Source organism: Rheinheimera maricola (assembly GCF_016918075.2).
GTDB lineage: Bacteria > Pseudomonadota > Gammaproteobacteria > Enterobacterales > Alteromonadaceae > Alishewanella > Alishewanella maricola_A.
Window position 1 is genome coordinate 58,567 of sequence record NZ_JAERPS020000003.1, and the last position, 22,777, is coordinate 81,343.

Here is a 22,777-nt window from a genome sequence, read left to right on the forward strand (position 1 = left end):
GGCCGATAAGCAGGATAAATCCTGATGCGCGATCTATTACTGGTATTGTTTTTATTTGTGGCCATTTATTTCTGCTTTAAACGGCCCTTTATCGGTATCGCCGCCTGGGCGTTTATTGCGTTATTGGCGCCGGCCAACTGGGCCTTTGGTTTTTCAACCAGCTTTCGTTTAAACCTTACCATCGTGGTTGTTACTTTTTTATCGTATCTGTTTGTACATAAAGACAAAAAACTGGCGTTTAATGGCCTGAGCTTTTGGGTGTTGATGTTTGCATTGTGGACCTTATTATCATCTTTCAACTCTGTTGCTAGTACCATCGCAGTAGATTATTGGAACCAGTTTATTAAGGTGTTGCTGCTGTATTTTTTTATTACTCTGGTATTAACCAAAAAACTGCATATCGACACGCTTATTTGGGCCATTGTATTGGCGATATCATCTTATGCGGCAATGGAATCGGTAAAAGTAGTACTGTCAGCAGGCGGGCATCAGGTCAGTGGTCGCTCTGGTGCCTTAATGGATCGCAACGATTTTGCAGTAGCCGTAAACATGTGTTTACCGCTAATCTTGTACCTTATTTACGCCACCAAACATTATTACCTAAAACTGGGGTTGTGGGGCTTATTTCTCGGCAACATCGTTGCTATTGTTGGCACTGGCTCGCGCGGTGGCTTTATCGGTCTGGCGATATTGGCCCTGGCATTTTGGTGGAAATCTAAACGTAAGTTGCTGTGGTTTCTTCTGGCCATTATTGTACTACCTACTGCCTATCAGTACACACCGGAGCATTGGCGCGAAAGGCAAAGCACAATTCAAACCGCCAGCACCGAGGATGCCTCTTTTATTGGCAGGCTATGGGCCTGGAAAATATCGGTAATGATTGCAAGGGATCACCCGTTAGTCGGCGGCGGTTTCAAAGCGGTCACTCAACCCGTTGTTTGGCACAGTTACGCCCCCTTTACGCCATTTTTTGGTCCAATAGAAACCCCGCCAATTCCACCAGAACAATTCCCGTTAGCAGCGCATAATATCTATTTTCAGGTATTAGGCGATCACGGCTATGTCGGGATGTTTATTTTTGGCATGCTACTGCTTGGCATACTGTGGGTAAATCGCCGTAACCGCCAGCTGGCGATGAAACACGACCAGCAATGGTGTGTGCAGTTAAGTAATGCCATATTATTATCGATGGTCGGCTATGGGGTTACCGGCAATAATGTTAGTCTGGCTTACTTTGACTTACTCTACACCATCGCTGGTATCGTGGCGGTAATTGCCATTCGTAAGCTGTATTTACCACAGCCAGCTACAGCAAACGGTGTAACCGCGGTGTTTGCTAATGACCGCGCTCAGCAGTTTAAAGCGCCCGGCAGCCCAACCAGATAAAAATGTATTCCGACAGAACACTGGCTACTTTGCCACTGTATTGGTATACAATGCTTTTTAAGTGAGTCAACAAAATGGATTTTCAGTAATGTCTTCGTCCTCCGGCCTGGAAAGCCAGGAACAACATAATAAAGCCCAGAATAAAATTTACTCTGGGTCTGTATTTATGTTAATAACCCGCTTAAGTATTAAATTTATTGGCATTATCAGCACCATATTTTTAGCCCGCCTGCTAACTCCGGAAGATTTCGGAATAGTTGCAATTACTGTAGCAATTTACGCTTTTATTGAACTGTTTGGCGCCCTAGCATTTGGTACTGCTTTAATTCAGCAAAAAACTAGCACTAGCGACGACTACAACAGTGCGTGGACCTTTAACGTATTATTTGGAGTTATTGCCGCCATAAGTCTGGCCTTAATTGCGCCACTAGTTGCTGATTTCTATCAAGATCAACGGCTACAGCAAGTGCTTTACGTTATGGCCTTTGTCAGCTTGCTGTCGGGCTTTCATAATATTAGTGTTATTAACTTTCAGAGAAATTTAAATTTCCGTAAAGAGCTGCAACTGCAGCTTGTTCCTAAAATTATCAGTTTTGTCATCACCCTAAGCCTGGCATTTGTATTGCGTAATTACTGGGCACTTGTGCTCGGTGTACTTAGTAACAAACTTGTTGTTGTAGTTTACAGCTATATAATGCATCCCTACCGACCAAAAATCTGCTTTAAATCTTTTAATAAGTTGTTTAAATTCTCCCGTTGGCTGCTGTTAAATAACGTGGTTGATTTTATTAATGACAGAGTAAGTCAATTAATAGTCGGTAAGGCACTATCTCCCTCTTCTCTCGGCTTTCTTTCCTTAAGTCAAGAAATTGGCCAATTACCGACTTCACATATGGCAATTCCTATAAATGTCGCTACTTTTCCGGTTTACTCCAAGTTTCAGGATAATCTTGTTGAGCTTAAAAAAGCTTATCTAAATACAGTCGCATTAACTGCCAGCTTGACCATTCCCGCCTCAATTGGCATTGCCATGGTGGCGCCATTATTGGTTGGTGTGTTATTGGGCGACCAATGGTTGAGCATGATACCGTTGCTGCAGTTGCTGGCGCTGGCCAATATGTTTTTTAGCATCACCTCTAACAACAGTTATATTTATCTGGCGACCGGCAAACCACAAATCTCTTTCGTTATCAATTTCTTCCGCTTAGCAGTATTTTTTTCGCTGTTTATTCCACTACTCGAATATAATGGTTTAATTGGTATAGGCCAGGCTAGGCTGGGGTCAACCTTGCTAATGGTACTTATTGTACAAGCTGCGGTAATCCGCTTTTTAACACTTCCGATTCTGCCATTACTAAGTGCCTTTATACGCCCGGTTTCAGCAGGACTGCTGATGGCACTGGCAGTTTGGACAGTGCAGCTTACGATTACCTTACCATTGCCGATTTTACAACTACTATTAGAAACGTTGACCGGTGTAGTAAGTTACGGCCTGGTCACCTTGGTGATCTGGCACCTGCAGGGCTACCCAGAAGGGTTTGAACATAATATTTTCAGCCGTTTGCGCCTCACTAACTTTCCGCCAAAGTCTGGTAGCACCTCGCTATGAATCGCCATTAGTTTCCAAGGCACCTCTTAGTTAGATAAACACAAAGAGAGGTGTATAGATTAGTGAAGTCACAATTAAGTTTCATAAGGTTGGTGTAAACATAAAAAGTAATTGATACACACACTCCCAGTTTTTAATGTTACCAACTTAAGCCTTTTGTTGCTAACCGCTGGCGCAACGTAGGTACCGGATAGTCTAATTCATATGCACGTTTAGCATAAACTACTGCAGCTTCGGCTCTGTTAGCCTCCATTAAATACCAGCCTAGAAAGTAGTTAAGCTCTGCCGATTCATTTAACAAAAGCTCAGGTGCTTGTTGCAAAGCTGCAATAGCTTGCTCCAGCTGATTTTCTTTTTTCAGGTAATAGGCAAGTGCAGTGTAAGCCAGTGAATGAGTGGGATGAGTAGTAGTCAGCCGCTTTAATGTAGTAAAGGCTTCTATTTTATTATTATTTAAATATTGGGCTCGGGCATAATCTACATAAATTTCTGGATACCATTCGTGGTTTTGTGGAATACGAGCAACTGTAAAATTGATTTCCTTAGCAGCTCTTATTAAGTTTTCTTCCCGCTCCTTACCAGATGTGCTATTAGCTCTGTGCAACAGGATTAACCCGGCACAATAGTGCCATGCGCCACCGGCTTCTTCCCCAAAGCGTTTCATGTCCGCATTTTGTCGGGGCGCCATATTTTGATAAAAACCAGATTTTTTCCCAGCCCCGCTAACGGAAAATGCTATTTTACAGCGCTCATCCCAAGTGTTGAACTCGCTTTCTGACAAAGAAAAATTAAATGCTAAAGCTTGAAAAGCTGACAAAAAACCAAAAGCAACCAAGAATAATCGCTTCATTTCTACATCCCTGTTAGTTATGCTGTGAGGAAAGTATAACCAGACATTTGTTACTGTACCAGTCGCTGTTGCTGCATCAGCTCAGTTAAACGCTTTAGTTTTATTAACGTTAGCGCTAGGATACCCAACGGGTGATAAACAACACAGGGAATGTAAGGTGTCACTGAAAAAACTCTTAGTGGCAGGTGGCTGCCTGCGTGAAAACGGATTTGAGCTGGGCGAAGGCAAGTACTTTGGAAAAGCAAGCCTGTTATTGCTTGATTTACACACAGGTAAGTTTCAGACACAATTAAGTAAAATCGACGGTGGAAAACACTACCCACTCGAGCACCCAAATTTACAATATACCGCGCCGTGTCTTGATGGTGAAACGTTGTGGTTGCCAACAGACACTGAAATATTCGCCTATCACCTACCGGGTATGCGTCAATTAGCCTGCTACTCTCACCCTTGCTTCCACAATATTCACTCGGTACATCTGTTTGATGACGAACTGGTAGTAACGTCTACTGGTATTGATAATATCGTTGTGCTTTGTCCTACAACTGGAGCGATTAAGAGAATTATAAACACCGAGGGCAAAGATCCGTGGCATCGGTTCGATGCTAAAACAGACTATCGACTGATGCATTCAACCCGGCCGCATGATAGCCATCCTAACTACGTATTTAAACTAGACAACAAGCTCTGGGTCACACGCTGCACCCATGACGATGCAGTTTGCTTGAATGATGTTACTGATCGAATTGATGTTGCCCATCAGGACGAAATCAGTGTTCATGACGGCATTTGGTGGCACAATAAACTGGTATTTACCCGGGTGGATGGCTACCTGGTGATTGTTGACCCGACAAGCCGCAAAGTGATTGATAAACACGACCCATTCGCCAATGAACGTAACCGGCCTCTTGGCTGGTGTCGCGGTTTAATGGTTGATAACGATATTTTCTACATTGGTTATTCAAAGCTTAGAAAAACCAAACTGATGTCAAAATTAAAATTTATTAGTCAGGGTAATTTTAAGTATATGGATGGTAACGAGGCATTAGTAGTTGCATATGACATAAGCAAAAAGAAAGTCATCAACTCCTATAACATTCCGGCAGGTATGTTAGATGCTATATACGGTATACTGCCCTATCGTCACCAGTAAACCCGACCAAAGAGTTTGGTGTCGGTATATGAATATTTAAATACAAGGATTGCAGGAAAACACAATGGAATCGAATGCGCGAATTGCCATAGCAGGCTGCCCCGAAGTGCATATTGCCGCCCACTCCAGGTTGGATATAGCCAAAGACAACCACAATGCGGTTGCGATACTTGGAAGGCCGCGCTGGCAGCAGCAAGCAGTTAATGCCGAGACAATAAAACAACTGCTAGCGGACAACGACTTGCCTACACTGTACCAGCAGCTAGCTGGTGATTTTTTTATGCTTGTGGTGCAAACAGGTAAGCCGGTATTACTCGTAAATGACATTATGGGTATTCAGAGCTGCTACTACAGCCTGCAAAACGGCAGCTTATTTATTGCGGCAGGTTTAAAAGCATTAAAACAGCTTGGCGCAACAGGAGTTTTAAATAAACAGGCTATTTATCATTACGTGTATTTTCATTGCATACCGGCTCCGGATACTATTTATCAGCAGGTATTTAAATTAGAGCCTGCCAACCTTATTGCAATAACCGCAAATGAAATTGGCCAGGCTACGCTGCTTTATAGCCCCGATTTTAAAGTAAGCACGGCAACAGCCAGCGCATTGCAACAAAAATGCTTAGTCGAACTAGAACAGGCGGTACGACATAATGTTGAGCCGAATTGCGGTGCCTTTTTAAGTGGCGGTTTAGACAGTTCAACCGTTGCCGGCATGCTGGCTAAACATAGCCAGAGCAGTGGCGAAAACGCCAAAACTTACTCTATCGGTTTTAAAGCAAAGGGCTATGATGAAACTGAATATGCGCTGATTACCGCTAAACATTTTAATACCCAACATCAGGTACATTATTTAACCCCGGAACAAGCAGCCGATGCTTTTGTAAAAGTTGCCCAGTATTTCGATGAACCTTTTGGCAATTCATCTGCGATGGCGGCATATTTTTGTGCCCGCTTTGCCAAAGAAGATGGCCGCACTTTACTATTGGCTGGCGATGGCGGCGATGAACTGTTTGCGGGAAACAGCCGCTATGCCAAACAAAAAGTGTTTGAGACCTTTGCTAATGCGCCTAGACCATTGCAATCACTCGCAAGATCAATTTTTGTAAAAACACCACTGGCAAGCTTGCCGGGCTTTAAAAAAGTCGCCAGCTATATTCGTCAGGCAGATGAACAACTGCCAATGCGACTACAAAACTATAATTTTATTAATCAGTTTGGTGCGAGCGCCATATTTACCGAAGCGTTTTTAGCCGATATAGATACAAGCAGGCCTGAAAAGCTGCTAAAGCAGCGCTACCAGCAATGCCAGAGCCTGCACCCAGTGGATAAAATGCTGTTTCTTGACTGGAAGTTTACTTTGGCCGATAACGATTTGGTGAAAGTAAGCAAAATGTGTGAATTGGCAGGCATTGAAGTGCGTTACCCATTGCTGGATAAAGCGTTAGTAGACTTCAGCTGCGGGGTGGCAGCCGACATAAAGCTACCTGGCCAGAAATTGCGGGATTTTTACAAAAAAAGCTGCAAGGTTTTTTTGGCTGAAGAAACATTAACGAAAGAAAAACACGGTTTTGGTTTACCCTTTGGGGTCTGGCTAAAAGACAACGCCCGGCTGAAAGCGCTGGCGTTAGAAGCACTAAATGCGTTTCGGCAACGCAATATCGTTAAAACCAGTCTAATTGATGCTGTTATTGATGCTCATACCAATAGCCATGCCAGCTACTATGGTGAGCTTATCTGGATTTTAGTGGTTCTAGAGCTTTGGTTACAGGCTGAAGAACAAGGGTTAAACCATGATGCATAAGCTGTTGCAGCAAGCGGGGAAGCTATTCGGCCGTAATAAGCTTAGTATTCTTATTTACCATCAGGTACTGACTGAATATGATCCTATGCGCCCCAGCGAGCCGACCGCAGAGATATTTGACTGGCATATGCGCCTACTACGCCGCTATTTCACGCCGTTATCACTTGACGACGCGCTGCAACATTTACAGCAAAATACCCTGCCCGCCAATGCCGTTTGTGTCACTTTTGATGATGGCTACCTGAATAATTTGACTATCGCCCAGCCAGTTTTAGCCCGATATCAAATTCCAGCTACGGTATATGTTGCCACAGGCTTTAGCCATGGCACTAATATGTGGAATGACCGGCTTATTTATTTATTTGCCGATAAAAAACGCCAGCAATTATCTCTGGGTGATGAGCAGGTTAAGATAGCTAACGATATTGACCGCCGGGAAAAAGCGCAGCAATGGCTGAAAAAGCTAAAGTACCTGCCAATTGCCGATCGTTTGGCTAAAATTGACGGTTTTTATCAGCAAAATAACGCGAAAGAGCAAGCTCCCCTGATGATGACACCAGATCAAATTAAGCAATTGTCGGATAGTGGCGTAACCATTGGCGCCCACACGGTTAACCACCCTATTTTAAAAGTACTATCCGAAACACAGCAGTTGGAAGAAATATCTCAGTCGAGACAGCAGCTGGAAACCTGGTTAGGCTGCGAAATCAAACACTTTGCTTACCCGAATGGTGTTGCTGGCAGGGATTTTGATGACACAACAACAGCCCTGGTAAAGCAAACTGATTTTCAGACTGCAGTGGTAACGAACAGCGGTGTATCAAGCGCCGGCACATCACCGTATAAGCTAAAACGCTTTACTCCCTGGGACACTACCGCTCTGAAGTTTCATGCCCGCCTTATCAATAATATGCGCCAGGCACATGATTAAATGGTGATACTGATGCTGGCGAAGTTTAAACGTACCTATGAAGAACATGGGGCTACAGAAACACTGCCGCACATACTTGACCGGGTACTTGCCTTGTTTTCTCTTGCCGAATTGCGCCATTTTTTCTTTACGTGCCTTTCGTTGTTTAGACGGTTTTCTTTCAAAAGATGAGCAAGAATCGACAGCACACTGTAAAAATTTATCCGGTAGAATATACTTTGCCAGAAGAGCTACAAAAATGGCTTAATAAAAATACAGCGCATACTATCTTTGCCTCTTTCGAGTGGTTTGTTGAATTGTCTAAATTTAAAAAGCTATATGGCTGCAACAAAGATACTGAATTTTTTTGGCTGTTTATTTTTGAATCAGATGTTCTGTGTTTGGCCGCGCCTCTGGAAAAATGCGACAAAAAACTTAGGATAATTTCAAACTTTTATACTCCTTTTACCGAATTATTTTTCGATAATACGGTGTTAACAGCCGAACAGGCTTGGACACTTTTATTAACACAGTTAAATGTCGCCTGTAAAAACTGGCGAAGCCTGGAAATAGCGCCCTTAATTTCAGAGCAGTTCAAGGCGATTTCAGATGTGTCTGGTGCAACTGCGGTTTCACTATTTAAATATCCGTTGTCAGTTAACTACTGTACTGATTACCCAGATTTCGCGACTTACTGGAAGAGTCGTTCATCACGTTTAAAAAACACATACAAGAGAAGACTTAACACGCTTTCAAAGCAGAACTTTTCGATTGATGTATACGCAAAGGTTACCGATGAGATTAAGCAGGAATACTGGCAGATATACCAACAAAGCTGGAAAATTCAGGAACCATCCACTGACTTTATTAACTGGCTTATGCAGTGGGCCGATGGTAAGCAGCAATTTAGGTTAGGCTTACTCCGCATTAACGGCATACCAGCTGCATTCCAGCTATGGTTATTGGATGGTGCAACAGCTTACATCTTTAAGTTGGCACAGGACAAACAGTTTGATACCTTTTCTCCGGGTACTATATTGACCAAATATATGATAGAGCAGCTGTCTGAAAGCGATGCCATTCGGTTTATCGATTTTCTGCTTGGTGATGATGCTTTTAAAGCGTTGTGGATGGATAACAAAAAAAACATCATTGGTGTGGAAATTATTAATCAAATTACCGTTACCGGAAAATTACTGATTTCGATGTATAAGCTACGTGATTTCATTAAGAAAACCACGGGTATTATTTTTTCACGAAACAAAGTCGTTGAGCATCACAGCAGAGTCGATGATGAGTAACCTGATACTGCAACAAACAGGCTTTTATTCTATGCCATCAGGTAAGCTGTTTGTTAGAATTGATAAAGCGCCAGTCACAGTATCAGCTGTGGTCATACTCCCTCCTTTCGCCGAAGAAATGAACAAAAGCCGCCATCTCCTTAGCACCGTAATGCGCAGACTGGCGGCCAACGGCTTGAGCTGTTACATGCTTGACAACTATGGCACCGGTGATAGCGAGGGCGATCTAGACGATGCTACAACGGCTATCTGGCGTGCTGATTTACAGAAGCTGCTGGCGACATTGGCTTCCGAAGGTTACGGCAAAGTAAGCTTTGTAGCGATTCGCTTTGGTGCGCTGCAATTGTTTGATTTACTGAACCAAGCCACATTGCCTTTGCCGGTAGAGCAAATTGTATTTTGGCAGCCCATATTTGATATAGCTAAATTCTGGCAGCAGTTCAGCCGAATAAAAGTAGCTGAAATAATGGCAAGTGGAAGTAAAAGCAGCCAGAAAGAGCTTGAACAACAACTATTAGCAGGGCAATGCATAGAAATAGCCGGCTATCCGATTAGCCCGGCGTTTTATCACAGCCTGCAACTTATGAATACTGCTCTGCCTGCGTTGCTGTCAGACATTACTTTAAGCTGGTTTGAAACCTCACAGCTGGACACCATTGCCCTGCCGGTGCAAAAAATGCTGCAGCAGTTACAACAACAAACAAAAATAAACTTTGTACCGCTAAAAACTGAACCCTATTGGCAAACAACAGAACTGGCCAGTGCTGATGAGCTTATTGCAGCAACGGTAAGGCAGTTAAGCGGAGACAGTGTATGAAAGAGCGCTATATCAGCATAGCGAGCGGCAACGTTACTCTTAGTGCCATTTTGCATACACCAGCTAAGGATAATGCCACCGACACGCATGATACCGGTGTATTGATTATTGTTGGCGGGCCCCAATACCGGGTAGGTAGCCATCGCCAGTTTGTAAAATTAAGCCGTTTTTTGGCGATGCATCATATTCCATCCATGCGCTTAGACAGCAGCGGTATGGGTGATAGTAGTGGCAAAAGAGTCGCATTTTACCAACAAGATACGGATATTGAAGCGGCAATAACTTCTTTTTTACAACATTGCCCGCAGCTGAGTAACGTGGTGCTATGGGGACTGTGTGATGCCGCCAGCGCCATTTTACTGCAACTTAACCAGCACGACCCACGCATCAGTGGCGCAATACTATTAAACCCCCTGGTACGCCAACAGCATAACCACGCCACTGTTATGCTGAAACACTATTACTTAAAACGGCTGTTTAACCGCCAGTTTTGGCGCAAAATGCTCGGCGGCGATCTGTTACTGCGACTCAGTATTAGTGAACTATGGCTGGCGTTTAAACAGCGGAATGCTAAACAAGCACCCGACACTCAATTGCTAATGACCAATGAGCGAAACTATGTGCCTTTAATGTTGCACGGCTGGCAGCAATTTAACGGCCATGTGCTGGTCATCACCAGCGGTAACGATTTAACCGCGCAAGAATTTTTGCAGCTGTGTACCAGCGACAGTGCCTGGGGAAACTGCCTGCAAAGTGCACAGCAACAGCATATTGCACCCGCTAACCACACTTTTGCCAGCAAAGAATGGCGCACGCAGGTTGAGCAATACAGTGCAGATTTTGTGTTGCATAAAGCTAAATAACAACACCAGCCCGCTGCATTGGCTAATTACGTTAACCGATGCGGCCGGATGCTGGCGCTGAGCAGCAATAAAGCAAAATACAACATCGCCATGCGGCCGCCATCTATAACACTATCAAACAAGCCGACCAGCAAAACGCCTAACAAGGCCAGTGCAACAGTGCTGCCGGTTTGGCTGTAATGCGTTTTACTAAACCATTGCTGCATAAGTACCACAGCAGTTAAGCCGCTCCAGAGTAACAAGCCAATAAGGCCCATTTCGAACAATTGCATCGGCCACAAGCCTTTTACATGGTAGGGCATGTGATGCCTGTCACTGCTAAAAAACCAGTGGCGCATTTGTTCGCTAAAATTACTGTTGCTAAGCAGATTAGCCTGCAAACTGTCAGCTAATTGCAACGACTCCAGCACCATTTCAGTATCACGGTTGCTGATAGCTAGTGAGAAAGTCTTGCTGGTTAAACTATCAGTAATTGCGGAAGAAAACGGGTTGTCTGCAAACTGAATACTGTATTGGCCTACGCCGTCAGAAGCGCCTTTAACCGTTAACGAACCACGGCTGCATTTGCCATGATATAACAGCTGTTTATCACATATCTCTGCCAGTAACTTAATATCGCTGTTATGCCGCAAGTTTAACTGCAGCGCTATATTGCCAACCGGGCGGGCTATTTGCTGCGTAATGCGAAACACTTCGCCATAGCCATGTATATGGCTGCCGCTTTTTAAATACAGTGCGTTGCCCTGTTGTAATGGAAGCAAGGATAAAACAGCGACCTGGTCATCAATGTCACCGCGCTCGCGGTTTAGTGGCACGAAACGGCCCACCCCGCTACCGAGCCAAATATCGTTTTTTGCCGGCATCGCCTGTATCGCTTTATCCCAATGCTCAAAGCGCCCTTGCAGATCTTTATCTGTGGTGGAAAAACGACTATCGACATAGCTACTGTTAAAAAACATCGCCAGCACTATCACCACGCCCGAAACCGCTGCCCACAGCGCAAAACTTAACGCTGTGGGCATTTTTTCTGTGTGACCAAACGGCAGAAAAGTCACCGCCAGCACTAATGGCAGCAACAACAACCCGGGTAGCTGTGCAGAGGTTAAACGGTAATCTGACCAATACCAGCATATCGCCGTGGTTAACAGCGCCAGTGCCATAAAACAAAACGCTAGCAGCGCATCAACAAGCTTGCTGCCTCCACGCAGACATCTAAGGTACAACAAGCCCGCTGAAGCCAACCAACACAGTGCGTAAAAGCCATATACCGGTTTTCCCACACCGGCGAGCCAAAAAAGCGCTGCGGCTACAATAACCGCGGCTGCAAAGCCGGTTGCGGCAAAAGAGCGTTCAAAGGTGTCGCTGACAGCGACAAATGTGAACACTAAAAGCACTAAGCCTGAAATAGCCAATAACACACGGTAGCCGCCATAAGGAAATAACCATAAGCCGCCAGTGATAGCCAAAATAGCAACCGCTAGCATGGCGAATAAGCGCTGCTTATTTTCCGGCAGTAACTGGCGGCCAGCAGCTTTTAACCTGGTGTACTGCAGCGAAACAAAGAGCCCGGCAACGATAAATGCCGCCAGATAAACGCCACGAGAAAAGGTGGTCAGGGCGACATAACCAAACAAACACAGCAGTAGCACGAACAGAACTTTGTCAACCTGGGTTTTGGCATTCATTAACCCGAGCATAATAAATGGTAAACTCAATGCCAGATAGGCATCTAAGGTTGCCCCCCCGGTATGCATTTCCCAGAACCAGGCTGTTGTGCGGTAATCTGTGGTCAGGTTTAATAAACCGGTGAAATGCCAGCGCTCAAATAAGCAGCCCAGCATTACCGCCAAAGCACCCAAGGCAAAACCGACTATCAGCGCACGCTGAAAACGCGGCCAGTCGGCAGAGAGATAACGACAGCAAAAATAAAAACACAGCGCGGAAAACAGCGCCTTGCCAATTCGCAACGGCCCGCCCTGATCTTCATAGTTGGTAAAGTAAACTGCTTCGTTAGCAGGCAACAAATGATAACCTTTTATAAGTGCCATAAGTTGCCAGCCAAATGCCAGCAGCATGATCACTGCGATACCGCGGTGCCACTGCAAATTCATTAGAGGGCCGGGCAAACCGTGACGAAACAAATGTAAAACTAAGCCTAACACATAGCCCCATAAGGCCAGGTCAAACTCCTCTATCACCATGGCGCCGGTCCATTTCGTCAGGCTTAACCATGGCACGCAGCAAAGCCAGATCATCAGCCCGCTATAAGGCCTGAAATAACCCAATACACTGAATATGCCAACAAAGAAAAAAGAGAAGCTGATCACGCTGAGGTATAGCGGACTCGTCACAACTAAGGCAGTCAGAACAGCCGCCGCTAATATTAACAGCGGCAACAACGCAACGCGGGTTGAATGTTGAAGCATGCTACGTTCCTTGTAATGCTTTGCACCAGGTATTTAGGTTTAGACACATCAGAATACCACGTCGACGTCAGTGTTCAACATACGACATGAGCAAGCGCTGCAAGAGTATTGAGCAAAACATATCAAACGACTTGTAGCAGTAGCAGGTTTAAAAAAATCAAAGCCTTGCTGACGACTTTGTTTTATACTTTTGCCATTGGAGCAATAACTGGCAGGAAGCTGTGCTGTATACTTTGTTAAAACGACTTCTTATCACGTTTTTTTCAGTGTTTATTCTGGCCATACTGCTGTTTTTCGTTATTTCTTCAGCGGAAAAAATTCAGCCCCGTAGCTTAGTAAGTAACGATGTATTGCTATCTCAACAAGTGCTAAGCGACACCCTAGCCCAGCTACGTAACAACAGCGGTCATATTGAGCTGGTGTTTAAGCAACCTGAACTAGATGCATTAATGAATGTCGCCAGCTATGCCCTGCCAGGAGCCCGCTTTGACGGTGTCATTAATCGTTACGGCGTCGCCTTAAGCGGCCACGCGCCCTTGCTGTCGACCGGTCGCACCGTGCGGGTAGCTTGCCTACTCTTGCTAGATAACAACCGTTTTAGTATTAACCGCTGCCAGTTGGGTAAACTGCCGGTACCAGGCATGCTGGCCAATTGGTTATTGCGCTGGACGCTGCGAAATGTAGTGGCAAGCCCGGCCGATGAGCAGCTATTATCCCTGTTTGCCAAAGGCCGGCTGGATGATGAGCAACTGAGCTTTATTGACAAACAGGCCAGCCCGATTGTGCTTAACCTGCAACCCGCCTTATACAACCCAGTCGCACTGTTGCAAACCGATGTCGCTTTAGCACCCGATGTGATGTTTTATCTTAAGCAACTCGACCAATTGCAGCGCCAGTATCCGCGTGAACGCCGGCTGGCGTTTTTTGCATTGAATGTGCTAAATACCGCACATCAACGCCGCGACAGAAATAGCAATGACAATACCATAAGCACCTACCATAACGCCGCTTGGGCGCTGATTGTAGCCTTTGGTAACCGTAAGTTTATCCATTACGCCAATGCCGCAATTACCATTAATAAGGTACCAAAATTTGGCCCGGCACTATTGAGTGGCCGGCATGATTTGGCGCAACATTTTTTATACTCGGCGGCGATTAAGCTCATTAGTTCGGCACAATTATCTACACAGATTGGCAATTTAAAAGAACTTATGGATGCCGCTGCAGGTGGCTCTGGCTTTAGTTTTGTTGATTTAGCCGCCGACCGCGCCGGCATCGCGTTTGCTACACAGCTTGATAGCTTGCAGCATGCTAATCTGCCGCTATACAACAGCATTAGCTTTGAGCAGGCCATAATACCGCATCTGCATGATTTACCCGAAGGCTTAACCGAGCAGCAACTAGAGCTACAATACGGCGGCCACGACGGTGTGGGTTTTAAGCAACTGGAGCGGGATATTATGGCGCGAATTGCGGCGCTGCCATTGTATCGCAGCACACTGGCAACAAGCGCAGACGCTATGTAAGTCGGCGCTTAGACAACATCACGCAAGCGCTAATCAGATTGATATAAAGGATTATAAAAATGCTGTTTAACTCTGTAGAGTTTTTGTTCTTTTTCCTGCCACTTACGTTATTGCTATATCACTTGCTGCGTCATCACGTGTCAGTACAAAGTGCACTATTTTTGCTGATTATTGCCTCGCTGTTTTTTTATGCCTGGTGGCAACCCGCCTATTTAATCTTGCTTACGGCCTCCGTATTAAGCAATTATTTTATTGCCAAAGCAATTTATCGCTATCGTAAAAACTGGCTAACTGCGCTTGGTGTGTGCTTAAACCTGGCAGTGATTGGCTATTATAAATACAGCGTATTTTTTGTTAATAATCTGGCTATGCTAAGCGGTGCTGACTGGCAAGTTGAACAAATCTTACTGCCGCTGGCGATTTCATTTTTTACCTTTCAGCAGATTGCTTATCTGATTGACGTACAACGTCATCAGGTGATTGAACCCAGCTTCAGCAAATACGTGCTATTCGTCTGCTTTTTTCCGCAATTGATTGCCGGCCCGATAGTGCATCATAGTGAAATGATGCCGCAGTTTCGTCAGCAAGTCGCCATTTCCAGCCGCCACTTTGCCGTTGGTTTAAGTATATTTAGTATCGGTTTATTCAAAAAAACCGTGCTGGCCGATGGCATAGCCGTATATGCTAACCCGGTATTTCAACAAGCCGAGCAAGGCATAACGCCTGACTTCTTCACCGCCTGGGGCGGTGCCCTGGCCTACACCTTTCAGCTGTATTTTGATTTTTCCGGCTATTCAGATATGGCCATTGGCTTGGCATTACTCTTTGGTATCGCGCTGCCACTTAACTTCAACTCCCCGTATAAAGCATTGAATATCGTCGATTTTTGGCGGCGTTGGCATATTACCTTGTCGCGGTTTTTACGTGATTATCTGTACATCAGTTTAGGCGGTAACCGTTTTGGTTTTATCCGTCGTTACAGCAATTTGTTTATTACCATGGTACTTGGCGGCTTGTGGCATGGTGCGGGCTGGAATTTTCTAATCTGGGGTGCGCTACATGGCAGCTATTTGGTGGTAAATCATAGCTTTAGCCATATCCGCCAGCGTTATTTGGTGTTTATTAAAGATGGCTGGTTCGCACCTTTGGCCTGGAGCCTTACCTTTATTGCTGTTGTTGTCGGCTGGGTGTTTTTCCGTGCTCCAAGCCTGGATGGCGCTTTACTGATGCTCAGTGCAATGAGTGGCGCTGAAGGCATTAGCTTACCGGCAGGTATAATGGTACAACTTGGCTTTTTATCCCCCCTGTTGCAATGGTTAAATGTTGGCTCCTACCTGGGCGGTGGCATGGTATTTATTGAAACCTGGCTTTGGATCATCGCTTTACTTAGCATTTCGTTATTTTTTCCCAATGTGCTACAGCTTTTCTACCAGCAATTACCCGAACAAACGCGCAAAGGCGTCAGTGTGACAGATGCCGAGCTGCAGTGGCAACCATCAGCAACCTGGGCATTGGCCATTAGCCTATTGTTTATTGTCGCGGTGTCGACATTGGGTCGCGTTAGCGAATTTTTATACTTTAATTTTTAATGGGTATTAGCAATGAAACACTATTTAAAGCTTGTCGGGCTATTTGTTGTTATTGGCTTGCTGGTACTGTGTGCAACGAGCTACTTACTTGATCCTTACGGTATTTACGCTAATAAAGACGGTGCCTTTGCACGTAAAGTTGCCGCGGCAGACAAAGGCCGTACGGTTAAGCCCTATCAGGCATTAAATAGCGCGCCTTATACGCTGTTAGTCGGTAATTCAAGAGTTGAAATTGGCATGCCGGCTGAACACGCGTTTTATCAAGGTAAACCGGCCTACAATATGGGCCTGCCAGGGGCCAGCGTCAGTATGCAATATGCTTATGCCATGCATGCCGTAGAGCACAATAACTCAGTGAAGCAAGTGGTAATAGCCGTAGACTTTTTAGATTTTACTTCAGCGGCTGATAATATTGCCAGCACCCCAGATAACAGTGGCTGGCAATGGCGGCTGCAGGGGCTGAATTCGGACAGCTTTGCAGATAAACGCCGCTATATCGCCGAGCGGATAAGCTTGCTGTTCTCGCTATCAGCATTAACCGACAGTGTAAAAACGGTGCTGGCGCAACAAAGTAACGTTAACGCGTTAAATCGTTTTGGTTTTAACGATGGCAGGGTGTACCACTTCCATGTCGGAAATGAGGGTTTTGCCGCTTTGTACCAACAAAAAGCCCATGAAATGCAGCAGCGTTTAAGTGCACGACAATGGGTTTTTAATCAGCAAAGTTACCACCTCAACGAGCTGGACCACTTTATAACCCGGCTAAAAAAACAAAATATTGCCGTGTACCTGATGATAAATCCCTATCAACAGCCTTATCTGGACTTGCTTAGCCAGCACAAGCTTGACCAACACCTTGCCAACTGGAAACACCAGATGGCCCAGTTGTCAGCAAGGCACCAGCTGCCACTATTTGACTTTGCTATTGCATCTCCGATGGTTACTGAGATTGTTGATCTGAAGAGCAAAAACGCACTAGACAGCCCTTATTTTTGGGAACCGGCACACTATCGGCCGGCGTTTGGTGATTTCATACTATCAACGATACAAACTAGTGACTGCAGACAACTCTGCAATATTCTTATCGATAAAAATTAGATTAAAGTAACCTAAGACCAACTAAAAATCATCCAGTAGTACTTACCAGCATTAAACTGCTGCCTATCTGTTTTACGCCTCGTTGCACTTCGTCTGACAGCTGCTTTCGGCATATGCACGCTGATTTAAGCAGTCTGTCCTCATTGCCTTGGGTAGAACTGTATTTAGTAACAAAGGGATAGTAGTATTAGCCTCAATACTGTCTGGTTCATGCAAATAGTAGGTTTGGCGCCGAGCATCAAACAATTTACCTAGCCAGGTTGTGCCAAGACGTGGCATACCAAATAACAATATTACCTGGTGAAGAGTCATCAACTTGTCATTTTAAACTCGATTCTGGCTGAATTCATACCGAGCGTTTAGCGCGGTCAAAACTGGAAATAAATAAAAGGCGCTTCGGCTGACCCCAATGTGATTAAGCCATACAGTAGCACCAGCAATGCCGGCGCTTTTATAAGTTGTGGCAACGCCAAATAACGCTGTTGCCAACGGGTTAGCGTTTGTGGCGGAATACCGTGTAACATGACAGCCGCCAACAGTGATATGCCACCAACAGTAGTAAGCTGAAATGGCAAATGCGTATTGTGCCAGATTGCCAACATATAACCTGCCGCGTGTTGCAAATCTTCCGCGCGAAACATTACCCTTAGCAGGCAAACCAGGATAAATGTTCTGGTCACCGCCAATACCCAGCGCCAACCTGATTGTGGCAACAACCAGCCTTTATTACGCATAAAGCGCTCTAAAGCAACTAAGGCACCATGACACAGGCCGTACAACAAAAAATTCCAGCCTGCACCATGCCATAATCCTATCGCCACGAACGTCAGCACCAGATTAATGTAAACATTACCCCGTTTGCTTCCGCCTAACCCGTAGTACAGATAGTCGCGAAAAAATGACGACATTGAAATATGCCAACGTTGCCAAAAATTTGAAATGCTGTCGGCTAAATAAGGCCGGTTAAAGTTAACAGGCAGTTGATAACCAAGTAACCGGGCACAACCACGAGCAATATCGGTATAAGCCGAAAAATCGAGATAAACCTGAAAGCTATAGCCAATAAGGGCAAGTACTAAAAAAACCGACGAATTGTTGCTGTAATTTGTAAAAGCTGGATCAACCAGGTGCAACGCTAGAACATCAGCTAACAGAACTTTTTTTATCAGTCCCTGCACAATCAACATCACGCCTTCCTGCTGCGCACTGCTATTAACTTCAGTGTTATGTGCTAGTTGCGGCAGAAAGTAACTGGCACGCACTATTGGACCTGCAACTAACTGCGGAAAAAACGAGACAAAAAGTGCAAAGTCAGACACGGATGAAATAGGTTCTAACTCGCCGCGATAAATATCTATGGTGTAAGAAAGCGCCTGAAAGGTATAAAACGAAATGCCCACAGGCAAAAGTATATGCAAGATATTAATATGTGATGACATGCCAAGCATAGCTGACACTACATCAATATTTGCTAAGAAGAAATTAAAGTATTTAAATAACCCCAGCACACCAAGACTGAATAATAATGATATGGACAGCCAGAATTTGGGCCGCCCTGAAATACTGATTTGTCGGCCGCAATAGAAATTAACCACTGTCATGACAAACAACAAAGCACCAAAACGCCAATCCCAGCTCATGTAAAACCAATAACTTGCTACGATTAAAATGGCCTTTTTCCGGTTGTTATTTCGCATAAGCCGCAGTAATACTAATAGCGCAATTAAAAACACATAAAAATGTAGCGAGGTAAAACTCATGGTTGCAGCTGCTCTAATTGCGATAACTTGTGTGCCAGTGTTTTTGCCATAGCATGTTCACCCTCAGCAGAAAAATGAACGCTGTCTACAAAGTAGCGCCGTCCACCCGGAACATCTTTAGATAAACTGACATAATGCACGTTAGTATAATTAGTCGAGATGCCTGACAACACTTTGTTATAACTGTTGAAAACTTGAGAGAACTGCGCTACCGATAAACAAGGTGTGTAATACAATGCTGAGTTAGCCAGTTCTTGTTGCAAATCAAGCGGCTGCTCCGGGCGAAAAGAACGCAAATTTTCAGCTAACAGTATCTGCTTAACGCCCCTGTGCTGTGCAAGTATAAGAATTTGCTGTACCTGGGCCTCATATTGCTGCAAGTAAGGGGTTAAATCTGGCAAAGGTGCATATTTATAAGGTATATATCGTAGGCTGGTGCTATTTTTTAGCAGCAAATCCACTGTTAAGAGCCATTTAGGAGCTTGTAACTGCGGTAAACTGTAGTTTTTCTTAGCCGTTTTGGTCCTGCATAAACGGCTAATGTCATTACTTAAACCAGAATACAAAATCAAAACATCTTCCGATAAACCGGTCAGCAACTGTTCATAAAGCTTATATTGATTATTAATGTCGTTGCCTGGAATCCCGGCATTAATAACATCAAGAATTAATTCAGAATTGTAGCGCTGCAGTATCGAAGGAAAGGTTTCACTATTCGTTCTTGCATAAGCACCAAAAGTGCTTGATGCGCCTAAAACTATAACCCTGGTAGCATTGTCAGACTTAGCGGCAATGGGAGCAGAACGTAATCCCAATTCATTACTTTGCACACTGATACTGCTGCCAGAAAAGTTTATATTTGAAGCAAGCACTTTATAACCATCTTGGTGCACGAATAAACTGGTTGCAGCCTCATCAGACGCCAATGCCGAGGTAAAAATACTGTTCCCGAACTTCAACTGAGCTCGAAACTGCAGCATTACCTCAACAACAACAAACAGTAGTAAAACCAACAGCAGAGTTTTAAAGACCTGACCATCCTTAGCCATAATTTGAACCTTAATTTATACTTTAAACATCATAACAGGATTTCTGCCATATTAGGATGCCCTAGATTCTACCACGTTGCGCTCAGTACCTTTTTAACCTATGTTTTACTTTTCAGTCAACTCTGATCTAATTCCTTACATCGCGCCCCCCCTTTTTTAATTTTAGTCTGTGAGCGTTGAGCATTAGCCTGTCTATAACGCCATCGGCCAGCATGTTGTCGCCAATTGCCTGATACTACTCATCGGTGGGTAACTGGCTGATCATAATGGTTGAGGCATGATAATGTCGATTATCCATGTTCTGCACCAACTAGAGACTTGGTTATAAAACACGGAATTAGGTTTACGATGCTATGTGTTTAGTAGCATAATTGAGCAGTGTCGCGGAGTCGCACTAGCGACTAAAATCCGCATTTAATTTATTAAAAAGGTGAAAGATGGATTCCTTAAGTCTTGCCAAAGACATTATTAAATCATGCCTGCAGCAAGGCGATAATGTAAATGAATTTACAAGGGACACTCAACTAATAGGAGCGTTTCCTGAATTAAATTCACTAACAATTATGACGATGATAACGGCGTTAGAGGAAGAATTGGATTGTGAGATTGCCGATGAAGAACTCAGTGCCGATATATTCGAAACCGTTGGCACTTTAGCTCAATTTATTGAGACAAAATTATAGAACTATGGCTGACTATCATATCCAACCTGGCTTTATTTCTGGCGCACACGGTGACTTATATAAACTTGACGTAATGCCTATTAAAGACATGCGCGCCCAAGTTGTATATTTGCCTCCACATGGTGAAGAACTCAACCGGTGCAGATCATTAATAGCTGCACAAGCCCGTGTATTCGCCTTAAACGGAATAGGTTGTCGGGTTGTTGATTATTTTGGTTCTGGAGATAGTGATGGGGATTTTTCCGAAGGGACTTTGGATATTTGGCAACAAGACCTTGCAACTCAGGTTAGAGAACTAAAAGCGATCTCTTCGGTTCCAGTTTATTTGGTCGGCTTTCGTTTGGGAGCGCTACTTGCTGCATCTTACATAAATGATAATGTTGAAGCAATTAAGGGAGCATTATTTATCCAGCCAGTTGTTCAGGGGAAACAGTATGTCACACAGTTGTTACGGCAGCGCATGGCTGGACAAATGGGGACGGGAGCTACTGTTGAATCTACTGATCAAATGAGAGAATCTATTCTAGCTGGTAATAATTTAGAAATCGGCGGATACGAATTTAACAGTAAACTATTGGTTGATTTGGATAAGTTATCGCTAACAGGTAATGTTAACCTTATAAATCAGGAAATATTTTGGTTGGAGTTCGAACAGAATATCGGTAAAGGTTTATCTATAGGATCACAAAGAGCAGTCGATGGGCTGAAAGACTTGGGAAATAGTGTTGAGACTGAATGCGTATTTGATCCGCCAATTTGGCAATTGCACGAACGTGCTAGTGCCAATAAGAACTTGGAATTTATAAAAAGGGTAGCATTGCAATGGTAAGCGGACAGCAGAAGCAGGCCTTAGTATTTGACTGTCAAGGTGAAAAGCTTGTTGGAATTCTCACCAGGCCAAGAGACCCTTCGGACTCTATTACCACTGCCCTGATCGCGTTACCTGCGGGTGGGCCGCAATACCGGGTCGGCTTAGCTCGACAGTTACTGCAACAGGCTTCTTACCTATGTGAACGTAATATTGCGGTGTTACGATTTGACTATCGCGGTATCGGTGATAGTGAAGGTGTATTTCAAGGATTTCGCTCAGTTGAACCTGATTTACGAGCTGCTATTGACGAACTTAAGTTACAGCTACCGGAGCTAAAAAATGTCATTTTATGGGGTGGTTGCAATGCAGCCTCTGCCATCATGATACTTGCACAGGGGCTCCCTGAGGTTAATGGAATAGTCGTTACCAATCCTTTTTTGGGTGAACATAACTTAGGGCAGCAAGCAAAGTTGCTGCATTTTTATTCAAGAATCAAACAGAAAAGCTTTTGGCGTAAGTTATTATCTGGAAAATATGATTTGGGTTCCTATTTAAAAGGCATCATTCGTTCATTTAAAGGACAATCTGGTACTAAAACCAAACAAAGTGAAAATATTAGTCCATCAAATCCTACTGTAAATAAGCCGGTGAAGATAATTGATGAAATGTTTGATGGCATGACTAAGTATTCAGGTCACTGCTTGTTTCTGCTAAGTGATCGGAGTATTCAAAGTAATGAGTTTAGAGCGCTTCTTAAAAGCTCTAAACCCTGGAGAAAATTGTTCAAGCGACCAAAGACTACTATTGTGAATGTGCAAAATACAGATCAAAACTTTTCTTCTTTGCATAGTCAGCAACAGTTACGGCAATTAACATATGACTGGATTGCCAGTTCAGGATTTTTATAGCTAAGTTAAGTTCTTTAGAGAAATTTAAGTTTACAAATCGAATTTGGGTCGGATGATTCGTTCACTATTATTATTGATGATGGGAGTTATCTTTTCTTTAATGTTAGGGTAAAATAACTGACGCTAAATCGCATTTTGTTTCGACAACCGATGGTGCTAAAAAGCGCGATGTTGTTTGTTTGATCCGTACCAACACTTTTGGACACTTTACTAAGCGAGTACAATCGCTTAACG

General features: G+C 44.1%; 18 protein-coding genes. 14 read left to right on the forward strand and 4 right to left on the reverse strand.

Annotated features, from left to right (window positions below; all coding sequences use genetic code 11):
• Positions 1-24: 24 nt before the first annotated feature.
• Both I4W93_RS08970 and I4W93_RS08975 read left to right on the forward strand, forming a co-directional pair.
• The gene (locus tag I4W93_RS08970; RefSeq protein WP_205311259.1) at positions 25-1,386 is read left to right on the forward strand and encodes a putative O-glycosylation ligase, exosortase A system-associated; all 1,362 of its coding nucleotides are present in this window, start codon (positions 25-27) and stop codon (positions 1,384-1,386) included.
• Between the two features lie 88 nt (positions 1,387-1,474).
• Entirely contained in the window at positions 1,475-2,995 is a 1,521-nt protein-coding gene (locus tag I4W93_RS08975; protein WP_205311258.1) for a lipopolysaccharide biosynthesis protein, read from the forward strand.
• 139 nt (positions 2,996-3,134) lie between these two features.
• Here I4W93_RS08975 and I4W93_RS08980 read toward each other — a convergent pair whose 3' ends face one another.
• Positions 3,135-3,845 (reverse strand): hypothetical protein, encoded by a 711-nt coding sequence (locus I4W93_RS08980; RefSeq protein WP_205311257.1) that lies wholly within the window; start codon positions 3,843-3,845, stop codon positions 3,135-3,137.
• 157 nt (positions 3,846-4,002) lie between these two features.
• On the opposite strand from I4W93_RS08980, the gene I4W93_RS08985 reads away from it, so the two are divergent.
• The 6 genes from I4W93_RS08985 to I4W93_RS09010 all read left to right on the forward strand — a co-directional run bounded on the left by I4W93_RS08985 (position 4,003) and on the right by I4W93_RS09010 (position 10,693).
• Positions 4,003-4,998, forward strand: coding sequence for a hypothetical protein (locus I4W93_RS08985; protein ID WP_205311256.1), 996 nt, complete (start codon positions 4,003-4,005; stop codon positions 4,996-4,998).
• 64 nt (positions 4,999-5,062) lie between these two features.
• Positions 5,063-6,802, forward strand: a complete 1,740-nt coding sequence (locus I4W93_RS08990; RefSeq protein ID WP_205311255.1) for an asparagine synthetase B family protein — start codon at positions 5,063-5,065, stop codon at positions 6,800-6,802.
• Positions 6,792-7,733 (forward strand): polysaccharide deacetylase family protein, encoded by a 942-nt coding sequence (locus I4W93_RS08995; RefSeq protein WP_205311254.1) that lies wholly within the window; start codon positions 6,792-6,794, stop codon positions 7,731-7,733. The genes I4W93_RS08990 and I4W93_RS08995 overlap by 11 nt, the downstream gene beginning before the upstream one ends.
• Positions 7,734-7,900: 167 nt before the next feature.
• Entirely contained in the window at positions 7,901-9,013 is a 1,113-nt protein-coding gene (locus tag I4W93_RS09000; RefSeq protein WP_205311253.1) for a GNAT family N-acetyltransferase, read from the forward strand.
• Positions 9,003-9,830, forward strand: coding sequence for an alpha/beta hydrolase family protein (locus I4W93_RS09005; RefSeq protein ID WP_205311252.1), 828 nt, complete (start codon positions 9,003-9,005; stop codon positions 9,828-9,830). The genes I4W93_RS09000 and I4W93_RS09005 overlap by 11 nt, the downstream gene beginning before the upstream one ends.
• Positions 9,827-10,693, forward strand: a complete 867-nt coding sequence (locus I4W93_RS09010) for a hydrolase 1, exosortase A system-associated (protein WP_205311251.1) — start codon at positions 9,827-9,829, stop codon at positions 10,691-10,693. The genes I4W93_RS09005 and I4W93_RS09010 overlap by 4 nt, the downstream gene beginning before the upstream one ends.
• 26 nt (positions 10,694-10,719) lie before the next feature.
• Here the strand turns inward: I4W93_RS09010 and I4W93_RS09015 are convergent, their stop codons facing one another.
• A complete protein-coding gene (locus I4W93_RS09015; protein ID WP_205311250.1) occupies positions 10,720-13,119 on the reverse strand; it encodes a hypothetical protein in 2,400 nt (799 codons plus the stop codon).
• Between the two features lie 233 nt (positions 13,120-13,352).
• Between I4W93_RS09015 and I4W93_RS09020 the strand changes: the two genes are divergently transcribed.
• Genes I4W93_RS09020 through I4W93_RS09030 form a run of 3 tightly spaced genes read left to right on the forward strand, consistent with a single transcriptional unit; the run spans position 13,353 to position 17,332 of the window.
• Positions 13,353-14,645, forward strand: coding sequence for a YfiM family lipoprotein (locus tag I4W93_RS09020; protein WP_205311249.1), 1,293 nt, complete (start codon positions 13,353-13,355; stop codon positions 14,643-14,645).
• A gap of 59 nt (positions 14,646-14,704) precedes the next feature.
• Positions 14,705-16,234 (forward strand): MBOAT family O-acyltransferase, encoded by a 1,530-nt coding sequence (locus I4W93_RS09025; RefSeq protein ID WP_205311248.1) that lies wholly within the window; start codon positions 14,705-14,707, stop codon positions 16,232-16,234.
• Between the two features lie 12 nt (positions 16,235-16,246).
• Positions 16,247-17,332 (forward strand): hypothetical protein, encoded by a 1,086-nt coding sequence (locus I4W93_RS09030; protein ID WP_205311247.1) that lies wholly within the window; start codon positions 16,247-16,249, stop codon positions 17,330-17,332.
• Positions 17,333-17,700: 368 nt separating this feature from the next.
• Here I4W93_RS09030 and I4W93_RS09035 read toward each other — a convergent pair whose 3' ends face one another.
• Together I4W93_RS09035 and I4W93_RS09040 are read right to left on the reverse strand one after the other, a co-directional pair.
• A complete protein-coding gene (locus I4W93_RS09035; protein WP_205311246.1) occupies positions 17,701-19,092 on the reverse strand; it encodes an MBOAT family O-acyltransferase in 1,392 nt (463 codons plus the stop codon).
• The gene (locus I4W93_RS09040) at positions 19,089-19,922 is read right to left on the reverse strand and encodes an SGNH/GDSL hydrolase family protein (RefSeq protein ID WP_205311245.1); all 834 of its coding nucleotides are present in this window, start codon (positions 19,920-19,922) and stop codon (positions 19,089-19,091) included. The genes I4W93_RS09035 and I4W93_RS09040 overlap by 4 nt, the downstream gene beginning before the upstream one ends.
• 656 nt (positions 19,923-20,578) lie before the next feature.
• On the opposite strand from I4W93_RS09040, the gene I4W93_RS09045 reads away from it, so the two are divergent.
• Genes I4W93_RS09045 through I4W93_RS09055 form a run of 3 tightly spaced genes read left to right on the forward strand, consistent with a single transcriptional unit; the run spans position 20,579 to position 22,543 of the window.
• On the forward strand, positions 20,579-20,824 hold the full coding sequence (locus tag I4W93_RS09045) for an acyl carrier protein (RefSeq protein WP_205311244.1): 246 nt from the start codon (positions 20,579-20,581) through the stop codon (positions 20,822-20,824).
• A 4-nt stretch (positions 20,825-20,828) separates the two neighbouring features.
• Positions 20,829-21,653 carry a hydrolase 2, exosortase A system-associated gene (locus I4W93_RS09050; protein WP_205311243.1) on the forward strand — a complete coding sequence of 275 codons (825 nt, stop codon included), beginning with the start codon at positions 20,829-20,831 and terminating at the stop codon, positions 21,651-21,653.
• A complete protein-coding gene (locus I4W93_RS09055; RefSeq protein WP_205311242.1) occupies positions 21,647-22,543 on the forward strand; it encodes a hydrolase 1, exosortase A system-associated in 897 nt (298 codons plus the stop codon). Before I4W93_RS09050 ends, I4W93_RS09055 begins: the two co-directional genes overlap by 7 nt.
• Positions 22,544-22,777: the final 234 nt, after the last annotated feature.

Coding starts and splice junctions, on each gene's coding strand:
- I4W93_RS09045 (WP_205311244.1), top strand. CDS start 20,579: ATGGATTCCTTAAGTCTTGCCAAAGACATTATTAAATCATGCCTGCAG.
- I4W93_RS09055 (WP_205311242.1), top strand. CDS start 21,647: ATGGTAAGCGGACAGCAGAAGCAGGCCTTAGTATTTGACTGTCAAGGT.
- I4W93_RS09015 (WP_205311250.1), bottom strand. CDS start 13,119: ATGCTTCAACATTCAACCCGCGTTGCGTTGTTGCCGCTGTTAATATTA.
- I4W93_RS08970 (WP_205311259.1), top strand. CDS start 25: ATGCGCGATCTATTACTGGTATTGTTTTTATTTGTGGCCATTTATTTC.
- I4W93_RS09035 (WP_205311246.1), bottom strand. CDS start 19,092: ATGAGTTTTACCTCGCTACATTTTTATGTGTTTTTAATTGCGCTATTA.
- I4W93_RS09005 (WP_205311252.1), top strand. CDS start 9,003: ATGATGAGTAACCTGATACTGCAACAAACAGGCTTTTATTCTATGCCA.
- I4W93_RS09030 (WP_205311247.1), top strand. CDS start 16,247: ATGAAACACTATTTAAAGCTTGTCGGGCTATTTGTTGTTATTGGCTTG.
- I4W93_RS08990 (WP_205311255.1), top strand. CDS start 5,063: ATGGAATCGAATGCGCGAATTGCCATAGCAGGCTGCCCCGAAGTGCAT.
- I4W93_RS09025 (WP_205311248.1), top strand. CDS start 14,705: ATGCTGTTTAACTCTGTAGAGTTTTTGTTCTTTTTCCTGCCACTTACG.
- I4W93_RS09010 (WP_205311251.1), top strand. CDS start 9,827: ATGAAAGAGCGCTATATCAGCATAGCGAGCGGCAACGTTACTCTTAGT.
- I4W93_RS08980 (WP_205311257.1), bottom strand. CDS start 3,845: ATGAAGCGATTATTCTTGGTTGCTTTTGGTTTTTTGTCAGCTTTTCAA.
- I4W93_RS08995 (WP_205311254.1), top strand. CDS start 6,792: ATGATGCATAAGCTGTTGCAGCAAGCGGGGAAGCTATTCGGCCGTAAT.
- I4W93_RS08975 (WP_205311258.1), top strand. CDS start 1,475: ATGTCTTCGTCCTCCGGCCTGGAAAGCCAGGAACAACATAATAAAGCC.
- I4W93_RS09050 (WP_205311243.1), top strand. CDS start 20,829: ATGGCTGACTATCATATCCAACCTGGCTTTATTTCTGGCGCACACGGT.
- I4W93_RS09000 (WP_205311253.1), top strand. CDS start 7,901: ATGAGCAAGAATCGACAGCACACTGTAAAAATTTATCCGGTAGAATAT.